This window comes from Pseudomonas saponiphila (assembly GCF_900105185.1).
Taxonomy (GTDB): domain Bacteria; phylum Pseudomonadota; class Gammaproteobacteria; order Pseudomonadales; family Pseudomonadaceae; genus Aquipseudomonas; species Aquipseudomonas saponiphila.
Genome location: NZ_FNTJ01000001.1, coordinates 1,321,090 through 1,346,264, shown reverse-complemented (window position 1 = coordinate 1,346,264; position 25,175 = coordinate 1,321,090). Strand labels below are relative to the sequence as shown.

Annotated in this window: 19 protein-coding genes and 4 pseudogenes; 10 read left to right on the top strand and 13 right to left on the bottom strand. The window is 60.6% G+C overall.

The features are described 5' to 3' along the window. The first annotated feature begins 319 nt into the window (after positions 1-319). On the top strand, positions 320-925 hold the full coding sequence (locus BLV47_RS36700) for a cold-shock protein (RefSeq protein WP_092311209.1): 606 nt from the start codon (positions 320-322) through the stop codon (positions 923-925). Positions 926-990: 65 nt separating this feature from the next. Here BLV47_RS36700 and BLV47_RS06425 read toward each other — a convergent pair whose 3' ends face one another. Further along, a complete protein-coding gene (locus BLV47_RS06425) occupies positions 991-1,197 on the bottom strand; it encodes a SlyX family protein (protein ID WP_092311206.1) in 207 nt (68 codons plus the stop codon). A 3-nt stretch (positions 1,198-1,200) separates the two neighbouring features. Further along, positions 1,201-1,626: an HIT domain-containing protein gene (locus BLV47_RS06420; RefSeq protein WP_092311203.1), complete on the bottom strand. Its 426-nt coding sequence runs from the start codon at positions 1,624-1,626 to the stop codon at positions 1,201-1,203. 932 nt (positions 1,627-2,558) lie between these two features. Between BLV47_RS06420 and BLV47_RS06415 the strand changes: the two are divergent. Next, positions 2,559-3,308, top strand: a pseudogene (locus tag BLV47_RS06415) (OprD family outer membrane porin); the annotation flags it as partial. Positions 3,309-3,402: 94 nt separating this feature from the next. On the opposite strand, the gene istB reads toward BLV47_RS06415, so the two are convergent. Together istB and istA are read right to left on the bottom strand one after the other, a co-directional pair. Beyond that, entirely contained in the window at positions 3,403-4,152 is a 750-nt protein-coding gene (gene istB, locus BLV47_RS06410) for an IS21-like element IS1474 family helper ATPase IstB (protein ID WP_062838242.1), read from the bottom strand. Then, complete coding sequence (gene istA / locus BLV47_RS06405) at positions 4,040-5,725, bottom strand: IS21 family transposase (RefSeq protein WP_062838241.1); 1,686 nt, start codon at positions 5,723-5,725, stop codon at positions 4,040-4,042. The genes istB and istA overlap by 113 nt, the downstream gene beginning before the upstream one ends. Positions 5,726-5,952: 227 nt before the next feature. Between istA and BLV47_RS06400 the strand changes: the two are divergent. After that, positions 5,953-6,522 (top strand): annotated as a pseudogene (locus BLV47_RS06400) (OprD family outer membrane porin); the annotation flags it as partial. 271 nt (positions 6,523-6,793) lie between these two features. On the opposite strand, the gene BLV47_RS06395 reads toward BLV47_RS06400, so the two are convergent. Next, the gene (locus tag BLV47_RS06395) at positions 6,794-7,636 is read right to left on the bottom strand and encodes a mechanosensitive ion channel family protein (protein WP_092311200.1); all 843 of its coding nucleotides are present in this window, start codon (positions 7,634-7,636) and stop codon (positions 6,794-6,796) included. 137 nt (positions 7,637-7,773) lie between these two features. After that, a complete protein-coding gene (locus tag BLV47_RS06390) occupies positions 7,774-8,259 on the bottom strand; it encodes a YajQ family cyclic di-GMP-binding protein (protein WP_011063029.1) in 486 nt (161 codons plus the stop codon). A 143-nt stretch (positions 8,260-8,402) separates the two neighbouring features. Between BLV47_RS06390 and BLV47_RS06385 the strand changes: the two genes are divergently transcribed. From BLV47_RS06385 to BLV47_RS06375, 3 genes are read left to right on the top strand one after another with little or no spacing between them, the layout of a single operon-like run. After that, complete coding sequence (locus BLV47_RS06385) at positions 8,403-9,320, top strand: putative 2-dehydropantoate 2-reductase (RefSeq protein WP_092311197.1); 918 nt, start codon at positions 8,403-8,405, stop codon at positions 9,318-9,320. 45 nt (positions 9,321-9,365) lie between these two features. Beyond that, complete coding sequence (locus BLV47_RS06380) at positions 9,366-11,402, top strand: sensor histidine kinase (RefSeq protein WP_092311194.1); 2,037 nt, start codon at positions 9,366-9,368, stop codon at positions 11,400-11,402. 2 nt (positions 11,403-11,404) lie between these two features. After that, positions 11,405-11,992 (top strand): cob(I)yrinic acid a,c-diamide adenosyltransferase, encoded by a 588-nt coding sequence (locus tag BLV47_RS06375; protein ID WP_092311191.1) that lies wholly within the window; start codon positions 11,405-11,407, stop codon positions 11,990-11,992. 113 nt (positions 11,993-12,105) lie between these two features. Here BLV47_RS06375 and BLV47_RS06370 read toward each other — a convergent pair whose 3' ends face one another. The 3 genes from BLV47_RS06370 to secA form a co-directional block, all read right to left on the bottom strand. Further along, entirely contained in the window at positions 12,106-13,050 is a 945-nt protein-coding gene (locus BLV47_RS06370) for a Nudix family hydrolase (RefSeq protein ID WP_092311188.1), read from the bottom strand. Between the two features lie 116 nt (positions 13,051-13,166). After that, positions 13,167-14,384, bottom strand: coding sequence for a bifunctional glutamate N-acetyltransferase/amino-acid acetyltransferase ArgJ (gene argJ / locus BLV47_RS06365; protein WP_092311185.1), 1,218 nt, complete (start codon positions 14,382-14,384; stop codon positions 13,167-13,169). A gap of 120 nt (positions 14,385-14,504) precedes the next feature. Continuing rightward, the gene (secA, locus tag BLV47_RS06360) at positions 14,505-17,246 is read right to left on the bottom strand and encodes a preprotein translocase subunit SecA (protein ID WP_092311182.1); all 2,742 of its coding nucleotides are present in this window, start codon (positions 17,244-17,246) and stop codon (positions 14,505-14,507) included. A gap of 322 nt (positions 17,247-17,568) precedes the next feature. On the opposite strand from secA, the pseudogene BLV47_RS06355 reads away from it, so the two are divergent. Further along, positions 17,569-18,018: pseudogene (locus tag BLV47_RS06355) on the top strand (DUF721 domain-containing protein); the annotation flags it as partial. 31 nt (positions 18,019-18,049) lie between these two features. Here the strand turns inward: BLV47_RS06355 and BLV47_RS06350 are convergent. Next, on the bottom strand, positions 18,050-19,537 hold the full coding sequence (locus tag BLV47_RS06350; protein ID WP_092311179.1) for a helicase HerA-like domain-containing protein: 1,488 nt from the start codon (positions 19,535-19,537) through the stop codon (positions 18,050-18,052). Positions 19,538-19,730: 193 nt separating this feature from the next. On the opposite strand from BLV47_RS06350, the pseudogene BLV47_RS36910 reads away from it, so the two are divergent. Further along, positions 19,731-20,762 (top strand): annotated as a pseudogene (locus BLV47_RS36910) (HAMP domain-containing protein); the annotation flags it as partial. A gap of 93 nt (positions 20,763-20,855) precedes the next feature. After that, positions 20,856-21,620, top strand: coding sequence for a methyl-accepting chemotaxis protein (locus tag BLV47_RS36905; protein WP_371920245.1), 765 nt, complete (start codon positions 20,856-20,858; stop codon positions 21,618-21,620). A gap of 9 nt (positions 21,621-21,629) precedes the next feature. Here the strand turns inward: BLV47_RS36905 and BLV47_RS06340 are convergent, their stop codons facing one another. Both BLV47_RS06340 and purU read right to left on the bottom strand, forming a co-directional pair. Next, the gene (locus BLV47_RS06340) at positions 21,630-21,830 is read right to left on the bottom strand and encodes a hypothetical protein (RefSeq protein ID WP_092311173.1); all 201 of its coding nucleotides are present in this window, start codon (positions 21,828-21,830) and stop codon (positions 21,630-21,632) included. A 67-nt stretch (positions 21,831-21,897) separates the two neighbouring features. Further along, positions 21,898-22,746, bottom strand: coding sequence for a formyltetrahydrofolate deformylase (gene purU / locus BLV47_RS06335; RefSeq protein ID WP_047305937.1), 849 nt, complete (start codon positions 22,744-22,746; stop codon positions 21,898-21,900). A gap of 347 nt (positions 22,747-23,093) precedes the next feature. On the opposite strand from purU, the gene mvaT reads away from it, so the two are divergent. Then, positions 23,094-23,468: a histone-like nucleoid-structuring protein MvaT gene (gene mvaT / locus BLV47_RS06330; protein WP_060840742.1), complete on the top strand. Its 375-nt coding sequence runs from the start codon at positions 23,094-23,096 to the stop codon at positions 23,466-23,468. Between the two features lie 104 nt (positions 23,469-23,572). Here the strand turns inward: mvaT and sbcB are convergent, their stop codons facing one another. After that, positions 23,573-25,000 (bottom strand): exodeoxyribonuclease I, encoded by a 1,428-nt coding sequence (sbcB, locus tag BLV47_RS06325; RefSeq protein ID WP_092311170.1) that lies wholly within the window; start codon positions 24,998-25,000, stop codon positions 23,573-23,575. Positions 25,001-25,175 lie beyond the last annotated feature (175 nt).

Here is a 25,175-nt window from a genome sequence, read left to right as displayed (position 1 = left end):
GAGTCAGGTAAGACCGCCGGGAACAACCGACGTTCCAGGGAAAGCCCGCTGCCATATGTCTAGATCGGGCGTTTGCCCGATTGTCCAAATCCAGCCTGGAGCGCCCCACATCTACCCGCGCGAGCCGGACGGTGGCGCTGATTTGAGAAGGCCAGGGCTTTGCTGTTAAATAGAGCCCGTGTCGCTGTTGCCTATTTCTTCGGTCAGCGCGCATAGGCTGACACCGCGTACGTAACCACCGCCTCACCTATTTATTCAGAAGCGAACCGTGCGTGATCAGCTCTTCCTTGTGCTTCCTTCTTAACGTGAGTTAATCAAAATGTTGAAAATCGTCCACCTGCTGACAGGCATTGCAGCTTTGCTGCTGTCTTTGATTCCGAGTCTTAGATCTGACGCGGTTCCCTACCTGCAACAACCCGATGCTATCTATCTGGCCCTGTTCGGCCTGCTCAACCTGATCCTCGCTCCAGTTATCCCCCACTGGAACAAAGGTTCGCGCCATCACCTGCAAAACCTGGTCAGCGCCCTGCTGGTACTGGTTGTCGTCCTGCAAACCCTCACCTTGCTGGCGCCGATGCCGGTGATCGGTGGTCAACCGGCTGTCCTGGTGAGCTTGCTGACCGCACTGGTCGCCGTGGCTCTGCACCTGGGCATCAGCTTTTACAAGTCCTCGCCCGCTGCCTCCGCAGCTCCCAGCTACGACATGAGCAACCGCGATACCGGCACCGTGAAGTGGTTCAACACCTCCAAGGGTTTCGGTTTCATTTCCCGCGACTCCGGCGATGACATCTTCGTGCACTTTCGCGCCATCCGCGGAGAAGGTCACCGCGTATTGGTGGAAGGCCAGCGCGTGGAGTTCTCGGTCATGAACCGCGACAAAGGCCTGCAAGCCGAGGACGTGATCGCTGCGCTGCCACGCCGCTGATCGACACCATAAAAAAACCGCGCTCTGGCGCGGTTTTTTTGTGCAGCAAGAATGCCGCCCCTCCTTTAATAGTGCGGAGGTGGAGCCTCTTCCTCGAAAGACTCGAACTGCCCGACCATTTCTTCCTGACGCTTGAGCAAGGCACTCATCTGCAGTTGCAGGCGCTCCAGCACCTTCTGTTGCGATACCAGCTCATCGCTCAAGGCTTGAATGGTGTCATCCTGAAACGCCAGACGGCTTTCCAGATCAGTAATACGCGCTTCCAGACTCATGGCTCAAACCTCCAGAAAATGGAATTCATCGGTCAGCACCACCCGCAGCCGATTGCGAATCGCCGCGACTTCCTGCGCGGTGTAAGGCTTGGCGGGGTGCTTGCCCCAGACTGGCGCCGGCCAAGCGGCGTCATCCCGCTTACGCACGATCACATGCATGTGCAACTGACTGACCACGTTACCCAAGGTCGCCACATTCAGCTTATCGGCATCGAAGGAGTCCTTGAGCACTTCGGCCAATGCCGTGGTTTCCCGCCATAGCTGCAGTTGGTCGGTGACATCCAGTTGAAACAACTCGCTGATATCTTCACGACGGGGCACAAGGATGAACCAGGGATAGTTCGCGTCGTTGGACAGCAGCAACCGACAGAGGGGGAAATCCCCGATGGGCAATGTGTCTTGTTGCAGCCGTGAATCTAAAGTGAACACTGCATTTACTCCCGCTCAGCTCATTTCAGCCTGGCTCACAGCATCAGTGACACTGACCAGGCGACAGACGCGCAGCATACCTGCGAATGTCCCGGGCTTCATGAGCAAAGCGCTCCCCCCGGACATCGCCCGTTAATCAGCCGGCAAGGAGCCAGCCTCAATGCAGCCCAGATGCCCCGCGACAGTACATTTCTTGATGCCTTGCACCATTTATGCACAAGGCATCACCACCGCCCAGAATATGACTCGTTACACCATCATCGTCGCCGACCATAACCGCACATGACTGTATGAACCCTGCACAGCATTACAAAAGTTTTGCACCGAAATCGCACAGACGGTCTACGCTAAATTCCTCAAGCATCCGCCGTCTACTCACCTTGCAGTGTGAACCGGTAACATTTTGGCGCGCTGTGCGACTTATTGCACAGTGCTGCACCAGGACGGACTTGGCGTCAAGCCAAACAAAAAGACGCTTTGCATGGCGGTTTTATGCGGTTTTTACAGGTCGGCACGCCGCCCGGAAGAAAAAAGGCCAGACAACTTTGGTTTGTGCACGCTTGTTGCATTAGCCCCCGACATCGTCTGCGATGGAGTACCGGAAGTGGCTCGTCACAGACTCATAATAATAGTGGCAAGGCTGCCCGGCGGTGCTTTTTAGAGTGTGTACGTCGGGAGCTGAATTGCTCGTGATGTTCCTTCGAAGAACACGACCTAAGTTGTTGGTTCGGATACAGACTGGCTGCAAAATTGCGACACTGACCGAGCAAATTGCGACAGGGTCGTAAAGAAGCTGAAAGGATAGATAGGCAAGTATCGCCAACATTGTCAGCGTGATATAAGTTTGCGCCGACACAAAAAGAAAGAGCCGCCCAGATAAAAAAACAGGTGGGACGGCAGTACTCTTCTAAAAACCAAAGGAGCAAATCACGATGCGCGTGATGAAGTGGAGCATGATCGCCCTGGCTGTATCAGCAGGCACCTCGCAGTTCGCAATCGCGTCCTCCCAGGACGACGCAAAGGGCTTTATCGAAGATAGCACCCTGACCGCGAAAACCCGTCTCGAGTACATGAACCGTGACTTCAAGAACGGTGCAGGTAACCACAAGCAAGCAGACGGCACCTTCAAAAGCGGCTATCGCCAAGACACCGGCCTGAGTGAACTGCTGCAGTACAGTTCTGGCTTCACTCAAGGCACCGTAGGTGTAGGCGTTGACGCTTTCGCCATGGGCGTGGTCAAGCTGGACGGTGGTGCCGGTCGTTCCGGTAACGGCCTGGCAGCCAACAACAGCCTGGGCGAGCCTGAAAAAGACTCTTCCGCTGTAGGTGGCGCGGTCAAGTTCCGCATCTCCGATACCGTCCTGAAGTACGGCAACCAGATGGTTGCCAGCCCGGTATTCTCCACCGACGACAGCCGTCTGCTGCCTGAAGTCGCCACCGGTACCTTGATCACCAGCAACGAGATCAAAGGCCTGGAGCTGAATGCAGGTCACTTCACCGCACTGCGCTCGCAGACCGGTCAGTACAACGACAGCATCAACGGTCGTAACGGCGACACCGGCCTGAAAAACCCAGGCCTGACCTCTGCCGACTTCGCAGGTGCGACCTACAAGTTCACCGACAACTTCGTCGGCGGCGTGGCAGCGTCCAAGGTTGATGACTACTTCAAGAAGCAGTACATCATGCGGATTTCGGTGAACGTGACCGAGCGTTTCGCTAATACGTGACCGGTGCTTCCACCCCGGTTGCGCGGGTTCTGGATTGTAATCGCATCGGTCACGATGCGGCTTGTTCCTCGGCTTTTTTTCGGCGCAGCGACTCGCCTTTCATCGTCAGTCGGTAGGCGTTGTGCACCAGGCGGTCGAGGATGGCATCGGCCAGGGTCGGGTCGTTGATCCAGCCGTGCCAGTGCTCGATGGGCAGTTGGCTCGTCAGGATGGTGGAGCGGCTGCCAGCGCGGTCGTCGATCACCTCCAGCAGGTCATGCCGGGCTCCTTCCTCCAGCGGGGCTAGCGCCCAGTCGTCCAGCACCAGGACGTCGACCTTTGCCAGCTGTTGCAGGGTACGGCCGAAGCTGCCGTCGCCATGAGCGATGCGCAGTTGTTCCAGCAGGCGCGGGGTGCGCAGGTACAGGGTGCTATAGCCCTGGCGGCAGGCCTGGTTGCCCAGGGCGCAGGCCAGCCAGGTTTTGCCGGCACCGGTCGGGCCGGTCAGCAGCAGGTTGTGCTGCTGGCGGATCCAGTCGCCACTGGCCAGGGTGGCGATCAGACGCTCGTCCAGGGCGCGTCCGGTGCGGCGGTCGAGATCTTCCAGGCAGGCGTTGGCGTACTTGAGCTTGGCCTTCTTGCGCAGCCGTACCAGGCGCTGGTTGTCACGCCAGGCCAGTTCGCGGTCGAGCAGTAGGCCGAGGCGTTCATCGAAGCTCAGGCTGTGGCTGGCCGGCAGCGTCCATTGCTCTTCCAGGGCGCGGGCCATGCCGTCCAGGCGTAGCTGGTGCAGTTGATTCAGGGTGTGTTGCGGCATCATCGAACAGCTCCTGTTGCGGGGGTTGGTAGTAGTCGGCGCCACGGACGTTCTCGTGGTCGCCGGGTAAGGTCGTTTCGGCGGCACGCTGGGGCAGCGGCTGTTGATCCAGGCCTTGCTGGAGCAGGTTGCGCACGCTGCGCCCGGTGAAGGCGCGCAGGTGTACGGCACGTTCGGCAGCGGCTTCCAGGCGTGCATTGCCATAGCGCCGGGCCAGCGAGAGCAGGCCGAGGCAGGCGCGGTAGCCCATCTCCGGGTGCGGCTTGTGGGTCAGTTGGTGATCGATCAGTTGGCGCGTGTAGGGGCCGATCCGCGCGCCCCAGTCGAGCAGGCGTTGTGGCGTCCATTCGCGATGCGCCTGGTGCGCCGCGGGCATGTGCTCGCGCTGGGTACTGTAAGCGCCGCGTCGCCCCAGCAGCAGGTGGCTGGCCACCCGCCGGTTGCCATGCAGCACTTCCAGGGTGTGTGCCGTCAGTCGCACGTCCACGTTCTGCCGGGCCAGGGCGGAGGGCACGCTGTAGAAGCTGCCATTGACCTCGATGTGGTAGTCGATGCTGACCTTGCAGCGCTTGAAGGTGGCGACCTCGTAGGGATGCACCGGCAGCGCTCGCAAGGCCGGGCGATCCAGGCGCTCGAACCAGTCGCGCCGGCAGCCATCGAGCCGCTTGAACGGGCGCCGATTCAGATCCTCCAGCAGCTCGGCGATGGCCTGGTTAAGCGCATGCAGGCTGAAGAACTGCCGATGGCGCAGCCGCGCCATGATCCAGCGCTCGACCACCTGCACCGCCACCTCGGCCTTGGCCTTGTCCTGAGGCTTGCGTGGCCGTGCCGGCAGGATCACCGTCTGGTAATGACGCGCGCACTCCAGCGTGGCCCGGTTCAGGCCCGGCTCGTAGCGATCCGGCTGGGCGACCAGGGCGCGCGGATTGTCCGGCACAACCATTTCCGGCACGCCGCCAAAGTAGGTCAGAGCCTGGCCCAGCGAGGTCAGCCAGTCCACCTGGGTTTCGCCTGGCGTCGCGCAGGCATAGGTGTAATTCGAGGCGCCCAGGGCGGCGACGAAGATGTGCGCCCGGCGCACTTCGCCGGTGGCCGGGTCGACCACCGGCAGCGTCGGCCCGGCATAGTCGATGAATAGCTTCTCGCCCGCACGGTGCAGCTGACGCATCGAACGTTTGAGCGTCTGGGCGTAGCGCCGGTAGTGCTCGACGAACTGGGTGTAGCGGTAGGTCGGCTGGCCCGCATGCGCGGCGAGATATTCCTCCCACAGCAGCTGCAAGGTCACGCCCTTGCGTCGCAACTCGCGGTGGATGCTCAGCACATCGGGCAGCACTCGCTCACCGCGCGGCTTGTTCGTCGACGTCGGTGCAAACAAGGCGGCCGCCAGCGCGGCCTCGTCCATGGCCACCAGCGCCGGCCAGTCCAGCCCGGCCACCCGCGCCGCCGCGATGTACTTGCTAACCACGCCCTTGGACAGCTGCAAGGCACGGGCAATCTTCTCGTGGGACAAGCCGGCCTCAAACTTGAGGCGCAGACATTCTTTGATGTTTCGCATGGCTACTCGCGGCGCCGCCATCTTCCTCTCCCGAAATCGGTCGAGGATGGCGGCGCATCAGGTCATGCGCAACGAAGGGGAAGGCTTTCGCTAAGTCGTGACCGGCGATTTCGGTAAGCCGTGACCACCTGTTTCGGAACAGGCGGAAAATCGGTCACGTTGCTACCGAAATGAGCGGTCACGCGTTAGCGAAATGACCGGTCACGATCAACCGAAACGGCCGGTCACGGTGCTCCGAAATCCGCAACATCAACCTGAACTACACCTTCCCGATCGCCGATAGCCAGTCCCTGAACCTGGACTTCAACGGCTATCGCACCGAAGACGACGGCAAGAAGCTGTACGGCAAGCTGGACAACAAACTGTGGAGCCTGGCAGCTGCTTACAGCATCGGCCCGAACAAGTTCACCATTGCTCACCAGCGCTCCACCGGCGACACCAACTACCTGTACGGTGTGGACGGCAACGGCACCATCTTCGTCGCCAACTCCATCCAGATCTCCGACTTCATCGGTGAAGACGAGCGTTCCTGGCAGGCTCGCTACGACCTGAACATGGCGACCCTCGGCGTCCCTGGCCTGAGCTTCATGGCCCGTTACGTGAAGGGTGACAACATCACCACTTCGTCGAACACCGAAGGCAAGGAAAACGAGTTCAACTTCGAAACCAAATACGTGATGCAAGAAGGTCCAGCCAAGGACCTGTCGTTCCGCCTGCGTAGCGCCGTGTACCGTGCCAACGGTGCGTACAACAAGGACTACACTGCAGACAACAACGACGTTCGTATCATCGTAGAGTACCCACTGAGCATCTTGTAATTTCAATGCCCAGTTGATTGCGCCAACGCGCAACTCAAATAAAAGCCGCCGCCCTGGATCAGGTCGGCGGCTTTTTTGTGCGTGGCAACAATAACTCGTAGATGCAAAACTTAAATAGCAAGCTAACTAAAGAAGTTGCTTGTACTCGTTATGCCCCCGCTTTCGAATGGAACTTGATAGTTGCCAAGGAACCCTGAAAACAAACAAGGGGCTTAAAGCCCCTTGTCTTGACCAGCATTAGTTGACCGAATGGCCAAGTATTGAAAGCACCTTATGACACAGCCGCTTCCTGAACCACACGAATCACGCGCTGCGGAAAGGGAATATCGATTCCCGCCGCCTTCAAGCGATCGCGCGACAGTTCGTTGAACCGGAACATCACGTCCCAGTAATCCGCCGTCTTGACCCAAACCCGCAGAGACAAGGTGATAGCGCTGTCACCCAGGGTGGACACTACTGCCACCGGCGCAGGATCGGCCAGCACGCGCTCGTCTTTCGCCAGCTCCAGCAACACTTCACGAGCCTTCTGCAGGTCGGCGTCGTAGTCCACACCTACGTCGAACACCACCTTGCGAGTGGGTTGACGGTTGTAGTTGGTAATGATGCCGTTGGACAGGTTGCCGTTGGGCACGATCACCGTCTTGTTGTCACCGGTACGCAACACCGTGTGAAAGATCTGAATGCTGTCCACGCTACCGCTGATGCCCTGGGCTTCAATGAAGTCGCCAATACGAAATGGGCGGAACAGCAGGATCAGCACCCCGCCGGCGAAGTTCGCCAGGCTGCCTTGCAAGGCCAGGCCGATGGCCAGACCGGCAGCACCGATCGCGGCGACGAAAGAGGTGGTTTCGACACCAATCATCGAGGCCACGCTGACGATCAGCAGCACTTTGAGAATGATGTTGGCCAGGCTACTGATAAAGCCTTGCAACGCCAGGTCGGCATTACGCAACGCGAGTAATTGACCCACTTTGTGCGTCAACTTGTTGATCAGCCACCAGCCGATGGCCAGGGTGACCACTGCCAGCAGCACCCGGCTACCGTATTCCATGATCATCGGGATCCAGGCTTGGGAAGCCCGGACCAGGTTGTCTACTTCAGCGTTCAAATCCATCTATCTCTCCAGATTCCCCAAGGCGTTGGCATGCATGACTGACCGGCAGAACGACCGGCTCCGCTGGAGCGCAATCGTTTCTGCCATTGCTCCGGCCTCGGACGCCAAAAAGCTCTAGAGGTTCCGGAGACTGAGGGTCAGTCGCGGAAGTTGTTGAACTGCAGCGGCATGCCGAATTCTTTGGCACGCAGGGCGGCGATGGCCTCTTGCAGGTCATCACGCTTCTTGCCAGTGACCCGTACCTGCTCGCCCTGAATGGCGGCCTGCACTTTCAACTTGGCATCCTTGATATGGGCGACGATTTTCTTCGCCAACTCCTTATCGATACCTTCCTTGAGCACTGCTTCCTGCTTCATCACCTTGCCCGAGGCATAGGCGTCCTTGACCTCCAGGCACTGCACGTCGATCTTGCGCTTGACCAGGGCCAGCTTGAGAATTTCGATCATCGCTTCCAGCTGGAATTCAGCTTCCGCGGTCAGGTTGACGGTCAGTTCCTTGTCCTTGAACTCGAAGCTGCCCTTGCCCTTGAGGTCATAGCGGCGATCCAGTTCCTTGACGGCGTTTTCCACCGCGTTGGTGACTTCGTGCTTGTCCAGTTCGGATACCACGTCAAACGACGGCATGTAATCTCTCCAAATAAAAAGGGGCGCTGTTCAAAACATCGAACACGCCCGGCTTGCGGTTAAAATCCGCGCTCATTATAACGGGTCTTTCCCCTCCTTCACCGCGCGCCCTCCCCTGAGCGGCCAAACAGAGCGAAAAGCTGATGTCCACCACCTGGCATGTTCTCGGCGCCGGCAGCCTCGGCACTTTGTGGGCCACCCGCCTGGCCCGCGCCGGCTTGCCGGTGCGCCTGATCCTGCGCAATCAGGCCCGCTTGCAGGCGTATCAAGCGGCGGGCGGCCTGACCCTGGTGGAGCAGGGCCAAAGCAGCCTGCTGGCGATTCCCGGGGAAACCGTCGATAGCACGACGCCCATCAGTCGCCTGTTGTTGGCGTGCAAGGCCTATGACGCCGAAGCAGCGGTGTCCAGCATCGCCCCGCGCCTGATCCAGGACGCCGAGCTGATCCTGCTGCAGAACGGTCTTGGCAGCCAGGACGCCGTGGCCGCACGGGTGCCCCAGGCTCGCTGTATCGCCGCCTCCAGTACCGAAGGGGCCTTTCGCGACGGTGACTGGCGCGTGGTCTTCGCCGGCCATGGCTATACTTGGCTCGGCGACTCCAGCCACCCGACCCCGCCGATCTGGCTCGACGATCTGGTCACCAGCGGCATCCCCCACGAATGGAGCACCCAGATCCTCACCCGCCTGTGGCGCAAACTGGCACTCAACTGCGCGATCAATCCATTGACCGTGCTGCACGACTGCCGCAACGGAGACCTGCAGCTACACCAATGCGAAGTGGCCACTCTCTGCGCCGAACTGAGCGAACTGCTGCACTGCTGCGGACAACCGGCAGCCGCGCAAGACCTGCAACAGGAAGTGCAACGGGTGATCCAAGCCACCGCCGCCAACTACTCCTCCATGCACCAGGACGTGGCCAGTCAACGCCGCACCGAGATCAGCTACCTGCTCGGATATGCCTGCCAGGCGGCCGCCCGTCATCGCTTGCAACTGCCCCATCTGCAACAGTTGCAGCACCGCCTGGTCAGCCACCTGCAACGGCGCGGATTGCCCAGCGCCTGAGCAGCGGCTACGCTGCCCACTTGCTCATTTCCAGCGATATAGCCGATGCCATTGCGCCAGCGTCTCGAAAACCTGCCCGTGGGCCAAAAGCTCCTGGCCGCCCTGCTCGTCTTGCTGACCACCGTACTGCTGGTCGCCAACCTGACCTTTATCAGCGCCGCCTACTGGATCTCTCAGGAAAGCATGGCGCCCCAGGCCCTGCAGACCATTGGCCGACTGGTGTCCAATCCGATCCTGGCAACCCAGGCCCTCAACTCCCCCGAGGACGCACAAAAGCTGCTGGATGAACTCGACAGCTATTCCCCGCTGCGGGCCGCGGCCCTGTATGACGGCAAGGGTGTACGCCTGGCACAGTTGCAACACGGCCAACACCTCAAGCTGCCCGAACGTTACCGCCATGTCGAAGCCTGGCAATTGACCGAGTTTCGCAGCAACCAGGTCATCACCCTGCCACGCCCGGGCCAGGCCCCGGGACATCTGCTGCTGGTCGCCACCAGCGAACTGCCGATGGCGTTCTACACCGGCACCCTGACCGCCAGCCTGGGGATCCTGATATTCAGCGTCCTGCTCTGGCTGATCATCGCCCGCCAGATCAAGCGCCTGATCACCCAGCCGATCCACCAGCTCGAGGAACTGTCGCGCCAAGTGACTCGCGAGGAGAACTACTCATTGCGCGCCTCCCGCGGCAACCACGATGAAATCGGTAGCCTGGCGGAAGCCTTCAACACCATGCTGTCGCGCATCGAAGCACGGGAGCAGCAACTCAAGCGCGCGCGCGACGACTCCCAGGCGGCCTACGATCAGGCGCAGGGTCTGGCCGAAGAAACCCGCCACACCAACCGCAAGCTGGAGCTGGAAGTCCAGGTTCGCAGCAAGATCGAGAAGAAGCTCACCGGTTTTCAGAACTACCTCAACAGCATCATCGACTCCATGCCCTCGGCCCTGATCGCCCTGGACGAGCAACTGTATGTCACCCAGTGGAACCAGGAAGCCAGTGCCCTGTCCGGCACTCGCCTGGACGAAGCCCTGAACCAGCCGATCTTCCTCGCCTTCGAACCGCTCAAGCCGTTTTTGCCGCAACTCAAGGAAACCGTCGAGCAACACACAGTGACCAAGGTCGAACGGGTGACCTGGGTCAAGGATGATGAGGCCCGGCATTACGCCCTGACCTTCTACCCGCTGATGGGCGGCGCCGGCCGCGGCGTGGTGATCCGTATCGACGACATCACCCAGCGCCTGTCCCTGGAAGAGATGATGGTGCAGTCAGAGAAGATGCTCTCGGTGGGTGGCCTGGCTGCCGGCATGGCCCATGAGATCAACAACCCCTTGGGCGCCATCCTGCATAACGTGCAGAACATCCGCCGCCGGCTGTCCCCGGAATTGCCGAAGAACCTCGAACACGCACAACAGCTTGGTGTCGAACTGCAAACCGTCAACCGCTACCTGGAAAGCCGCGAGGTGCCGCAGTTGCTCGATGGCATTCAACAAGCCGGGGCCCGGGCCGCCAAGATCGTCACCCACATGCTCAGTTTCAGCCGCCGCAGCAATCGCCAGATGGCACCCTGCGACCTGCCGGCGCTGATCGATCAGGCGGTGGAAATCGCCAGCAATGACTTCGACCTGGCCATCGGCTTCGACTTCAAGGGGCAGGCGATCATCCGCCAGTTCGACCCGAACCTGGGGCCCGTGCCCGGCACCGCCAACGAACTGGAGCAAGTGCTGCTCAATCTGCTGAAGAACGCCGCCCAGGCCATTCACCAGCGCGAGGACGACAGCGAACCCGGTCGCATCATCCTGCGCACCAAGCTGAATCCGCCCTGGGCGGAAATCCAGGTGGAAGACAACGGCATCGGCATGAGCGAAAGCGTGCGCAAGCGCACCTTCGAGCCCTTCTTCACCACCAAGGAGATCGGCCAGGGCACCGGGCTCGGCCTTTCGGTGTCGTACTTCATCATCACCAACAACCACAAGGGGCAAATGGAAGTGCAATCGACCCGGGGCCAGGGCACCTGCTTCACCTTGCGCCTGCCCCTGGCCAGCAACCAGCCCCCGGTTCAAGAACCTCTAGCACTGGAGAACTAAGCATGGGTTTTCGCTTGTCGAAGATTTACACCCGCACCGGCGACAAAGGCGAAACCGGACTCGGAGACGGCCGCCGAGTCGCCAAGGATCATCCTCGAGTGGAAGCCATCGGTGAAGTCGACAGCTTGAACAGCCAGTTGGGACTGCTTCTGGCCGGCTTGGAGGAGCAGGTTGCTGCCTGTCCTGGCCTCAAGGACATCATCGAGGTGCTAGCTCCCTGCCAGCACCGGTTGTTCGATCTGGGGGGCGAACTGGCCATGCCGGTGTATCAGGCACTCGACGCGGCCGAGGTGGAGCGTCTTGAGGCGGCCATCGATGTTTGGAATGAGGAGCTGGGGCCTCTGGAGAACTTCATCCTGCCCGGCGGTTCGTCGCTGATCGCCCAAGCCCACGTTTGCCGCAGCCTGGCGCGCAGCGCCGAGCGTCGCTGCCAGCACCTGAATGCCGTGGAGCCCTTGCAGGGAGTGGGGCTGGCCTACATCAATCGCCTGTCGGACCTGCTGTTTGTCGCGGCACGGCTGATTGCCAAGCGCCAAGGCATCGCGGAAATCCTCTGGCAGGCCGCCACCAAGCCCACCCCCTCTGCGTAGGAGGCGGCTTGCCGGCGTGAGGATCCAAGAGTCTTGAGCAACGCCTGACGACGCCTTCGCTGGCACGCCAGCTCATAGAGCGCGGCTAGCCAGCGCTGACACCGCGGCGCTCTTCAGTCCTGCGGCCAGAAGGCACGGATTCCGGCAACGCCCTGGGCACCGACGTCCCAGGCTTGCTGACACTCGGCCGGCCCGACACCGCCCAGCAGATACACCGGTCTGTTGAAACCATTGATCAACTGCTGCGCCTGCTGCCAGCCCAGGGGCTGGGCGTCGGGGTGAGTCTGGGTCGGCTGCAACGGTGACAAGGTCACGAAGTCCACATCCATCTGCTGTGCCAGGGACAACTCCTCGGCGTTGTGGCACGAGGCCGCCAGCCAGCGGTCCTTGCCGAACGGGCGCCCGGCGCTGGCGTACTTGCGCAGCTGTGCCGAGGTGATATGCCAACCCGCCGAAGGGAAGTCCCCCAGCCACTCGAAGGGCCCCTTGAGCATCAACTGTGCCTTGCCGGCACACAGTCCCACCGCATCCACCGCCAGATCGCGGTATTGCGGGTCGTAGCCACCGGGAGCACGCAACTGGATCAGCTTGCTGCCCTGGGCAATGGCCTTCTGCATGCCCCGTAGCAACGCCGGGGTTTCCAGACCTTCCGGGGTGATCAGGTACTGGGCCGGCAGACGCGCGGCGGCGACGATCGGCTGATTGGCCGCGGGAAACTCATAGTCGGTCAACTCACGAGGGCTGACCCAGGCCAGGGGCTGGCCTTCGACACCGTGAGGCTCGCCGCTGAATGCCGACACTTCCCAGACATCCAGCAACACTTGTTTATCCGGGTAATCGTGCTGCACCTTGATCAGCGGGCGCGCCGCCTGCACGGCAATTCCCAACTCTTCCTGCAGCTCGCGGGCCAGTGCGGCATTGACCGCTTCGCCGACCTCGACCTTGCCTCCGGGAAACTCCCACAGGCCCCCTTGATGTTGAGTGTCGGCACGCCGGGCAATCAGGATCTTGCCGCTGGCATCCCGGATAACGGCCGCAGCCACATGGACTCGTTTCACCGCGCTGTTTCCTCTGATCAGGCATTGGGCCGAGCCCTTGCGGGCCGGGCACTGGATCTGCGCTTCGCCGGCAAGCCGGCTCCTACAGGGCGGGAGCGGGGTTGCCGGCGAGCTACTTAGGTGCGGTATTCCGCGTTGATCTTCACGTATTCGTGGGACAGATCGGTGGTCCAGATGGTTTCGCTGCAAGCACCACGACCCAGCTCGATGCGGATGGTGATTTCTTCCTGCTGCATCACCGCCGCCCCCTGGGCTTCGGTGTAGCTGGCAGCCCGCGCGCCACGGCTGGCGATGCAGACCTCGCCGAGGAACACATCGATCTTGCTGACGTCCAGGTCCGGCACGCCGGCACGGCCCACGGCCGCGAGGATGCGGCCCCAGTTCGGGTCGGAGGCGAACAGCGCGGTCTTGATCAGCGGCGAGTGCGCCACGGTGTAGCCCACGTCCAGGCATTCCTGGTGAGTAGCGCCGCCGTTGACTTCCACGGTGACGAACTTGGTCGCACCTTCGCCGTCACGGACGATGGCCTGGGCCACTTCCATGCACACCTCGAACACTGCCTGCTTCAGGGCAGCGAACAGCGGCCCCTCGGCCTGGGTGATTTCCGGCAGATTGGCCTGACCGGTGGCGATCAACATGCAGCAGTCGTTGGTGGAGGTATCGCCGTCGATGGTGATGCGGTTGAAGGACTTGTTGGCACCGTCCAGCAACAGGTTCTGCAGCACCTCGCGGGAGACTTTGGCGTCGGTGGCGATGTAGCCAAGCATGGTGGCCATGTTCGGACGGATCATCCCCGCGCCCTTGCTGATACCGGTCACGGTGACGGTCACGCCATCATGCTGGAACTGGCGGCTGGCGCCCTTGGGCAGGGTGTCGGTGGTCATGATCCCGGTGGCCGCGGCCGCCCAGTTATCCACGGACAGGTCATCCAGCGCGGCTTGCAGGGCGCCTTCGATTTTCTCTACCGGCAGCGGCTCGCCGATCACCCCAGTGGAGTACGGCAGCACGGCGCTGGCATCGACTCCGGTCAGCTCAGCCAGCTTGGCGCAAGTACGGGTCGCAGCGGCCAGGCCTGGCTCGCCGGTACCGGCGTTGGCATTGCCGGTATTGGTCAACAGATAGCGCACCGGCCCCTGCACCCGCTGCTTGGCCAGGATCACCGGCGCCGCGCAGAACGCATTGAGGGTGAACACACCGGCCACGGTGGAGCCTTCAACGCAGCGCATGACCACCACATCCTTGCGCCCCGGGCGCTTGATGCCAGCCGAAGCGATACCGAGTTCGAAGCCGGCAACCGGGTGCAACGTAGGCAAAGGACCAAGACCAACAGCCATGAATGCGCTCCTCTTTTCAGGTGTCTGCACCGTCGTCTCAAAAGACGGTGTCGCAAATGGAAAAACGCCGCGACGGCTGGTGCCGTCACGGCGTGGGTGTTTCAGTGTCTGGCGAGGATCTTAGTTGATCTGGCCGTGACAGTGTTTGTACTTCTTGCCCGAACCGCAGTAGCACAGCTCGTTGCGACCCAGCTTCTGCTCATTGCGCACTGGCGCGGTGGCCAGGGCGACGTCCACATCAACCCCTTCTTCCAGGGCTTCAGGCTGATCAAGACCCGGAGCTTCGGCGTGTTCGAACTGCATGCGCTGAGCCAGCGCCTCGGCTTCCTGACGCAGGCGCGCCTCTTCCTCGGCCGGGTCTTCGCGACGCACCTGGACGTGGGACAGTACGCGGATCGAGTCGCGCTTGATGGAGTCCAGCAACTCGGAGAACAGGGTGAAGGACTCGCGCTTGTACTCCTGCTTCGGGTTCTTCTGAGCATAACCGCGCAGGTGGATACCGTGACGCAGGTGATCCATGGTCGACAGGTGGTCTTTCCACAAGTCGTCCAGTACCCGCAGCACGATCTGCTTCTCGAAGGTGCGCAGCGCTTCGGCGCCGGCCTGATCTTCCTTCTCGTTGTATGCGGCGATCAGTTCGTTGAGCAGTTTCTCGCGCAGGGTTTCTTCGTAAAGATGGTCGTCTTCATCAAGCCATTGCTGAATCGGCAGACTGACCCCGAAACCACTCTGGATGGCGTCTTCCAGACCCGCCACATCCCACTGTTCCGGCAGGGATTGCGGTGGAATGTGCGCACTGACGGTGGCGTTGAGCACGTCCTGGCGGAAATCGGCGATGGTTTCGCCAATGTTGTCCGCAGCCAACAAGGTGTTGCGCATGTGATAGATCACTTTACGCTGCTCGTTGTTGACGTCGTCAAACTCCAGCAATTGCTTGCGGATGTCGAAGTTGCGGCCTTCAACCTTGCGCTGGGCCTTCTCGATGGCGTTGGTCACCATGCGGTGCTCGATCGCTTCACCGGACTGCATGCCCAGAGCCTTCATGAAGTTCTTCACCCGATCAGAGGCGAAGATGCGCATCAGGCTGTCTTCCAGGGACAGGTAGAAGCGGCTGGAGCCGGCGTCACCCTGACGACCGGCACGGCCACGCAGTTGGTTGTCGATACGACGCGATTCGTGGCGTTCGGAAGCGATCACCTGCAGGCCACCGGACTCCAACACTTGCTGGTGACGCTTCTGCCAGTCGGCCTTGATCTGGGCGATCTGCTCAGGGGTCGGGTTTTCCAGGGAAGCGACTTCCACTTCCCAGTTGCCGCCCAACAGGATGTCGGTACCACGACCGGCCATGTTGGTCGCGATGGTCAGTGCTCCCGGGCGACCGGCCTGGGCGATGATTTCCGCTTCCTTCTCGTGGAACTTGGCGTTCAGAACCTTGTGTTCGATGCCTTCCTTTTGCAGCAGGTTGGACATGTGCTCGGAGGTTTCGATGGTCGCGGTACCTACCAGCACCGGACGCCCCTGAGCCACGCACTCCTTGATGTCGTTGATGATCGCGGCGTACTTCTCGTCCGCGGTCAGGAACACCAGGTCGTTGTAGTCTTTACGGGCCAGCGGCTTGTTCGGTGGAATCACCATCACCTGCAGGCCGTAGATCTGATGGAATTCGAAAGCTTCGGTGTCAGCGGTACCGGTCATGCCGGACAGCTTGGTGTAGAGACGGAAGTAGTTCTGGAAAGTGGTCGATGCCAGGGTCTGGCTCTCGGCCTGGATGTTGAGGTTTTCCTTGGCCTCGATGGCCTGGTGCAGGCCTTCGGACAGACGACGACCCGGCATGGTACGGCCGGTGTGTTCGTCCACCAGAACCACTTGGCCATCCTGAACGATGTACTCGACGTTGCGGTTGAACAGCTTGTGCGCACGCAGACCGGCATAGACGTGCGTCAGCAAGCCCAGGTTGTGCGCCGAATACAGGCTTTCGCCTTCCGCCAGCAGGCCGACCTGAGTCAGCATCTCTTCGATGAACTGGTGACCGGCTTCGTTGAGCTCGACCTGACGGGTCTTCTCGTCGACGGTGAAGTGACCGGCCTTGGTGACCTGGCCTTCCACTTCCTCGATGTGCTGTTCCAGACGCGGGATCAGCTTGTTGATTTCGGTGTACAGGCGGGAACTGTCTTCAGCCTGACCGGAAATGATCAACGGGGTACGCGCTTCGTCGATCAGGATCGAGTCGACTTCGTCGATCACGGCAAAATTGAGCTCGCGCTGGAACTTGTCTTCCATGCTGAAAGCCATGTTGTCGCGCAGGTAGTCGAAACCGAATTCGTTGTTGGTGCCGTAGGTGATATCGGCGGCGTAGGCGGCACGCTTCTCTTCAGGCGGCTGGAACGGCGTGACCACGCCGACAGTCAGGCCGAGGAATTCGTACAGCGGGCGCATCCAGTTGGCGTCACGGCGAGCCAGGTAGTCGTTCACCGTCACTACGTGTACGCCCTTGCCGGACAGTGCGTTGAGGTAGACGCCCAGGGTTGCCACCAGGGTCTTGCCTTCACCGGTGCGCATTTCGGCGATTTTGCCTTCATGCAAGGTCATGCCACCGATCAACTGCACGTCGAAGTGACGCATTCCCATGACGCGCTTGCCGGCTTCACGGGCGACCGCGAAGGCTTCGGGAAGCAGTTTGTCGAGGGTTTCACCCTTGGCGATACGAGCCTTGAACTCGGCGGTCTTGGCACGCAATTGATCGTCCGAAAGGGCCACCATTTGCTCTTCGAAGGCATTGACGATCTGTACCGTCTTGAGCATGCGTTTGACTTCACGCTCGTTCTTGCTTCCAAAAAGTTTCTTTAACAAAGGCGCAAACATATCGGCAGGATCTTCCACACATAGGGTTGGAGGGCGGCCCCGTGAGTCGCCCGAGCAGCCCTCATGGCCGCATGCGAACGAGCATTCTACCCGGAAACGATGGTGAGGAAAGTGGCGTTATTCCACGATGCTGGCACAGCGCTGTGACGGGGCTCACCTAAAATAAGGGCTTTTTGCCGAACTTCAAGCCCATTCCCCCCTGAAGTTAATGATTACGATCAGCAAAGGGCGAGAAAGTCGTCAGAGTACGAAAAAGCGATGAGCCCGGCGGCCCGGGCGGTTTCTGCTACCATGGCGCCTCTGTAACTTCAGGTGTCTGATCATGGCATTTCGCCCCCTTACGGCACGCGCGCCCGCCGTTCTTCTTCGCGAAGCCAAGCCTCTGAAAGCCATACTCGGCCACGCTCAGCGCTTGGCGCACCTGCAGCGCCTGCTGGAGAGCCAGTTGCAACCGGCGGCTCGCGAACACTGCCATGTCGCCTCATGGCGCGACGGCAGCCTGTTGCTGATCGTCACCGACGGTCACTGGGCCACGCGCCTGCGCTATCAACAAAAGCGCCTGCAGCGCCAGTTGCAGGCCTTCAACGAGTTCAGCAACCTGACGCGCATTCTGTTCAAGGTTCAGCCGCCCACAGTCCAACAGGGCGCGGTGGGGCACACCATGGATCTGTCGAACAATGCCGCCGAAACCATCCAAGCCACCGCCGAAGGCATAAGCGATCCCAACCTGCGCGCCGCCCTGGAGCGCCTGGCCAGCCACGCCAAGCCACGCCAAGCCACGCGGCTGACCCGGACGCCAGGCCTCAGCGCCGCTTGCTGCCGCCCAGCAACGAGCCCATCAGCCCCCTGACCAATTGCCGCCCCAACTGATTGGCCGCCTGACGCATGGCCGACTTCAAGGCCTGCCCGGCCGCGGTGCCGAGAAACTCACCAGCGCGATCCGCCAGACTCGGCTCCTGCTCTCCCGGCTTGTCTGCCGTTGCGGACTCCTCGGGCGCCAGATTCTTGCGCCCCATGAGCACTTCATAAGCCGACTCACGATCGATCGGCTGGTCATAACGCCCCTGCAGCGGCGAGCTGGCAATCAAGGCCTGGCGCTCGTCGGCGGTCAGCGGCCCGATCCGTGATTGCGGCGGCGCCACCAGCACACGCTGGACCACTTCCGGAGTTCCCTTGTCCTGCAGGGTGCCCACCAACGCCTCGCCGATGCCCAGCTCGGTCAGCACCGACAGCGCGTCAAACGCCGGATTGGGACGAAAACCATCGGCCACCGCACGCAACGACTTCTGCTCCTTGGCGGTGAAGGCCCGCAAGCCGTGTTGAATCCGCAGGCCCAACTGCGCCAGCACATCGTCCGGCAAATCCCCGGGCGACTGAGTCACGAAATACACCCCCACGCCTTTGGAACGAATCAGCCGCACCACCTGCTCCAGGCGGTCCTGCAGCGCCTTGGGTGTACCGGAAAACAACAAGTGTGCCTCGTCAAAAAACAGCGCAAGCAGAGGTTTTTCCCCATCCCCGCGCTCCGGCAGTTGCTCGAACAGTTCGGCCAGCAGCCATAAAAGGAAGGTGGCATAGACCTTCGGTGCTTCATGCACCAGACGACTGGCATCCAGCAGGTGAATGCGCCCGCGACCATCGGCAGCCGGTTGCAGGATGTCATTGAGTTGCAGCGCCGGCTCGCCGAACAACGCCTCTGCGCCCTGCTGCTCCAAGATTGCCAAACGCCGTAACAACGCCTGGCTGGAGCCGCTGGTCATCAGCGCGGCATCGTCTCCCAACAACTGCGGATTGTCCCTGAGGTGATTGAGCAGCGCCTTCAGATCCTTCAGGTCCAGCAGCAACAGCCCCTCACGGTCGGCCACCTTGAATGCCGCATACAGCGCCGACTGCTGGCTGTCGGTCAGTTCCAGCAAGCTTCCCAGCAACAGCGGCCCCATTTCGCTCAACGTGGTACGCAGGGGATGACCGGATTGCCCCTGGATATCCCACAGCGTTACTGGATAAGCCTGAGGCCGATGCTTGAGCCACGGCATCTCGGCAATTCGCGCGGCGACCTTGCCTTGGGGATCCCCCGCGGCGCCCAGCCCGCACAGGTCGCCCTTGATATCCGCAGCGAACACCGCGACCCCGGCGTCACTGAACGCTTCTGCCAGGCGCTGCAGGGTCACGGTCTTGCCGGTACCGGTAGCGCCGGCCACCAGCCCGTGGCGGTTGGCCAGGCGCATGGCCTGGGCGACCGGCTGGCCACCGAGATCGGCACCGATAATCAGTTGCAAAGAGTCAGGCATTTTGTCACCTCAGGTTAATCTTTGGCCTTAAACGGTCGATATGAAAAATGATGGATCAGAAGTATCTGAAATAAAGGTCAGGTAATTCCTTTGGGATAGACGGAGATATCAGCTTACTTACTACACCGCCCTTTTCACGCGCTTTTCCAACCCGATGCCCTGGACTCAAAGACCTTAGCGGACTCCCCAAGCCATGAACAAAAATCTGCGCTTCAGCCACAAGATCCTGCTTGCCGCCTCGCTGATCGTCATAGCTGCCTTTGCACTATTCACGCTCTACAACGATTACCTGCAACGCAACGCCATTCGCAATAATCTGGACAACTATCTTCAGGAAATGGGCGACGTCACGGCAAAAAATATTCAGACCTGGCTTGCCGGCCGCGCCTTGCTGATCGAAAACATCTCCCAGTCGGTGGCCCTCAACCCCGATCCGACCAATGTCAGCAACCTGCTGGAACAGAAGTCGGTGAGCTCGACCTTCATGGGGGCTTACCTGGGCAACAAGGACGGCACCTTCATCATCCGCCCGGACAGCAAGATGCCGGACGGCTACGACCCGCGCGCGCGTCCCTGGTACAAGAGCGCCGAGAGCAGCAACGGCTCGGCCCTGACCGAACCCTATATCGACCTGGCTTCCGGCCAGCTGGTCATTTCCATCGTCGACAGCGTAATCAAGGCTGGCCAGCGCATAGGCGTGGTCGGCGGCGACCTGAGCCTGCAAGTCATTGCCGACAGCATCAACGCTCTGGACTTCGACGGCATGGGCTATGCGTTCCTGATCAGCGCCGACGGCAAGATCCTGGTGCACCCGGACAAGAACCTGGTGATGAAGACGCTCAAGGACGTCTATCCCCAGGACACCCCGCGCATCAGCAATGAACTCAGCGAGATCAGCGTCGACGGCAAAACCCGCATCGTCACCTTCACCCCGATCAAGGGCCTGTCTTCGGTGAACTGGTACATCGGTCTGTCGGTGGACAAGGACAAGGCATTCGCCATGCTCAGCGAGTTCCGCACCTCGGCCCTGATCGCCACCCTGACCGCCGTGGCCCTGACCATTGCCCTGCTGGGCCTGCTGATCCGCCTGCTGATGCAGCCCTTGCATGTGATGACCCGGGCGATGCAGGACATCGCCGACGGCGAAGGCGACCTGACCCGCCGCCTGAAGATCCACAACCAGGACGAATTCGGCATTCTCGGCACTGCCTTCAACCGTTTCGTCGAACGCATCCACGGTTCGATCCGCGAGGTCTCCTCGGCCACCGAGCACGTCAACGAAGTGGCCCTGCGGGTGGTCAGCGCCTCCAATTCGTCGATGCTCAATTCCGATGAACAGGCCAGCCGCACCAACAGCGTCGCCGCCGCCATCAATCAACTGGGGGCCGCGGCCCAGGAAATCGCCCGCAATGCCGCCCAGGCCTCACAACAGGCCAGCGACGCTCGCAACCTGGCCGAAGACGGCCAGCAAGTGGTGGATCGCAGCATCCAGGCGATGAACCAGCTGTCGGAGATGATCAGTGCCTCCAGCAGCAACATCGAAACCCTCAACAGCAAGACTGTGAACATCGGGCAGATTCTCGAAGTCATCACCAGCATTTCCCAGCAGACCAACCTGCTGGCGCTCAACGCTGCCATCGAAGCGGCCCGTGCCGGCGAGGCCGGCCGTGGATTCGCCGTAGTGGCCGATGAAGTACGCAACCTGGCGCACCGCACCCAAGAATCGGCCCAGCAAGTGCAAACCATGATCGAGGAGTTGCAAGTGGGCGCCCGGGAATCGGTCAGCACCATGAGCAACAGTCAGCGCCACAGCCAGGACAGCGTGGAGATCGCCAACCAGGCCGGGGAGCGGCTGAGCAGCGTGACCCAGCGCATTGGCGAGATCGACGGCATGAACCAGTCGGTGGCCACCGCCACGGAAGAACAGACCTCGGTGGTCGAATCCATCAACATGGACATCACCGAAATCAACACGCTGAATCAGGAAGGCGTTGAAAACCTGCAGGCGACCCTGCGGGCCTGCTCGGATCTGGAACAGCAATCGGCGCGCTTGAAGCACCTGGTAGGCAGCTTCAGGATTTGACGAAGGGCCTCAGGGCCCTTTCACCGGCAAATCGACGCCTACGGACGCAGGTAGCGAGGGCTCCTGCTGCAACTGCTCCCACAATTGGGCGGCACCGGGAAACTCGGTGCCGTCTTCAGCATCCAGCTCATCCGGGTCATAACGGCTCAGGCAGCCCTCGCCGAGGGTGGCGGGGGCCTTGGAAGTGGCTTTATCCAGTGGATCGGTCATCGGGCTGAGCTCTCGATGTGAACAACCAGGACCGGGAGCTTGAACCCGGCTCCTGGTTTTTTTTCGATCAGAACACCACGGTCTTGTTGCCGTGCACCAGCACCCGGTCTTCCAGGTGGTAGCGCAGGCCGCGGGCCAGGACCATCTTCTCCACATCACGACCGAAACGCACCATGTCCTCGATGCTGTCGCTGTGGCTGACCCGCACCACGTCCTGCTCGATGATCGGACCGGCGTCCAGCTCTTCGGTGACGTAGTGGCAAGTGGCGCCAATCAGCTTCACCCCACGCAGGGACGCCTGGTGGTAAGGCTTGGCGCCGACGAAGGACGGCAGGAAGCTGTGGTGGATGTTGATCACCTTGTGCGCATATTCGCGGCACAGCTCAGGCGGCAGGATCTGCATGTAGCGCGCCAGCACCACCACCTCGGCATCGTGCTGCTTGACCAGACGCGACACCTCGGCAAACGCCGGCTCCTTGTCCTGAGGATTGACCGGCACATGGTAGTAAGGAATGCCATGCCACTCGACCATGCTGCGCAGGTCGTCGTGGTTGGAGATCACACAGGCGATTTCGCAATCGAGCTCATCGCTGTGCCAGCGGTGCAACAGATCCGCCAGGCAATGGGACTCGCGGCTGGCCATCAGCACGACGCGCTTTTTCTCGGCGGTATCGGTGATGCGCCAGTCCATCGAGAACTCTTCGGCGATCGGCGCAAAGGCCTGGCGAAAAGCCTCCAGGCCAAAAGGCAGGGAGTCGGCACGAATCTCGTGACGCATGAAGAACCAGCCACTGAGATTGTCCGAGTGGTGGCTCGCTTCGGTGATCCAACCGTTATGGGAGGCCAGAAAGTTACTGACTTTGGCAACGATGCCAACGCGGTCAGGGCAAGAAATCACCAACCGAAAGGTGCGCATGAGGGGAAAACTCCAGAACTTCGCAAAGGCCGCCATTCTAGCCATTACGCGACAAAACTGCAGTATTCATTGCGCCGCAAGCCCGGATTAGATTGGCAACAGCGCCCTGATTGAGTCTTATCGAGCACCACTGCAAGCACTGCCGCAGACACTTGCCAATAGCGCCAAACTAATTTTCGTATAGCGCAATCGAGTCCTTCGATCTATTAAATAGCGAAATGACTTTTGCGCCTAAACACACTAAGAGCGACGAATAAAGCAGCGTTATTATGTTTACTTGCACAAACTCCCTGACTATTATTGCGACACTGTCACCCAGTCACTCAGCGCTCAATAAGGTAGTCCTCATGTCCCTGATCAACGAATACCGTGCTACAGAAGAAGCCATTAAAGAACTGCAAGCACGTTTGAAGAACCTGTCCCAGGACGACAAACTGAAAACCGAACTGGAATTCGAAGGCAAACTGCGCAGCCTGATGGGCGAGTACTCCAAGTCCCTGCGCGACATCATTGCCCTGCTGGATCCGGAGTCGAAAGTTAAAGCGCCTCGCGCTGCTGTAAAAACCACTGGCACCAAGCGTGCCCGCAAAGTTAAACAGTACAAGAACCCGCACAACGGTGAAGTCATCGAAACCAAAGGCGGCAACCACAAGACTCTGAAAGAGTGGAAAGCCAAGTGGGGCGGCGACGTGGTCGAAGGCTGGGCAACCCTGCTGGGCTAAGTCTCGCCAGTGAGCGCCCGGGCCTTACCGCCGCAATGAAAAAACGCCAGCATGCTGGCGTTTTTTTATGTCCGGGCTTAATGCCCAAGGGGCTGGCTCCGCTCTCAAAGAGCCAGGCGCCCGCTCAGGTCCTGAACATGGGCCTGCCATTCATCCAGCACCTGACGTTGCCGGGGATCTGCACTTAACAACGATTGTTCAAGCCCCTGGGCAAAACTTTCCAGGGTATTGGGCGCGCCGAGTTTCGGCTCTAGCAAACGCTGGCGGCAAAATGCCCGCCAACGCTCTTGCTCGGCTTCATCCAATGTTTCCGGAAAGTTGCGAGCGCGGTAGCGAAAGAGCAATTCCGGCAAGCGCTCATCATCAAAGGGCCACTGTTGCCGAGCCAAATGCAGCGGATCGGCTTCACGTACTTGCTCACACAATCGCCGGTCGCGATCGCCAATAAAGCCGTCGTACAACTGTTGCTCCGGATCCTCGCTGGCCGCGAACTCATCGGGAGCATAAATCAGCGAAAGTTTATCCCGCCAAACTTCCTGAGTTTCCGTCAAAAGCCCGGCCCGGCGCTGGTACTGCTCCATATCCAAGTGCAATCGCTGTTGATCCTCGCCCCGCAAGACATTCAAGGGCGCCACTACCGGGCAGCGATTGATATGGATGAGTTTCAACGGCACCGGCAACTCGCCGTCCGCCAGATCATCACGCCGGGTATATAAACGCTGGCGCAAGGTTTCAGCGTCCAGGTCCAGCAATCCCTGAGGATCCAGATGCAAGTCACAGACAATCAGCGCATTGCGATTGCGCGGATGCCAGGCCAGGGGCAACACCACGCCGAGGTAGTGGCGCGCAGCGGAAAAGCGCCCGGAAATATGCACCAGAGGCTGCAACAGGCGAATCTGATCCATCACCCGCTGTTTGCTGCGCAGCTGGAACAGCCAGTCATAGAGCTTGGGTTGCCGGTCACGAATCAATCGCGCCAGGGCTATGGTCGCTCGAACATCGGACAGCGCATCGTGGGCCTGGCCATGATCGATGCCGTTGGCCGCGGTCAGCCGTTCCAGCCTGAGGGTCACCTGCCCTTGCTCCTCGGGCCAGACGATGCCTTCGGGACGCAAGGCATAGGCGGTGCGCACCACATCGATCAGATCCCAGCGACTGTTGCCGCCCTGCCACTCGCGGGCATAGGGATCGAAGAAATTGCGATACAGGCTGTAGCGGGTCACCTCATCGTCAAAGCGCAGGGTGTTGTAGCCCACGCCACAGGTGCCCGGGCGCGCCAACTGGGCGTGCACCCGGGTCATGAAGTCCGCCTCGCTCAAGCCCTGGGCCGCCAGGCGACCGGGGGTGATGCCGGTGATCATGCAGGCCGCCGGGTGCGGCAGGATGTCGTCGCTGGGCTGGCAATAGAGGTTGACCGGCTCGTCGATCTCGTTGAGCGCCAGGTCGGTGCGAATACCGGCCACTTGCAACGGGCGATCGCAGCGCGGATTGATGCCGGTGGTTTCGTAGTCGTACCAAAAGAGGGAAGTCACGGCCTGTTCCTGAACTGAAAGACCGCCGCAGTCTAGGCGCTCAAGCGTCACCAGGGCCAGCCGCGTGAACGGGCGGCGAGCAGAGCAGCGTGCTGAAATCGTAGTTAATGATGTCGTTTGCCCCTCGGACACTGCTAGCATCTGCGCTGGATTTTTCTCTACCAGGCCAAGCCTC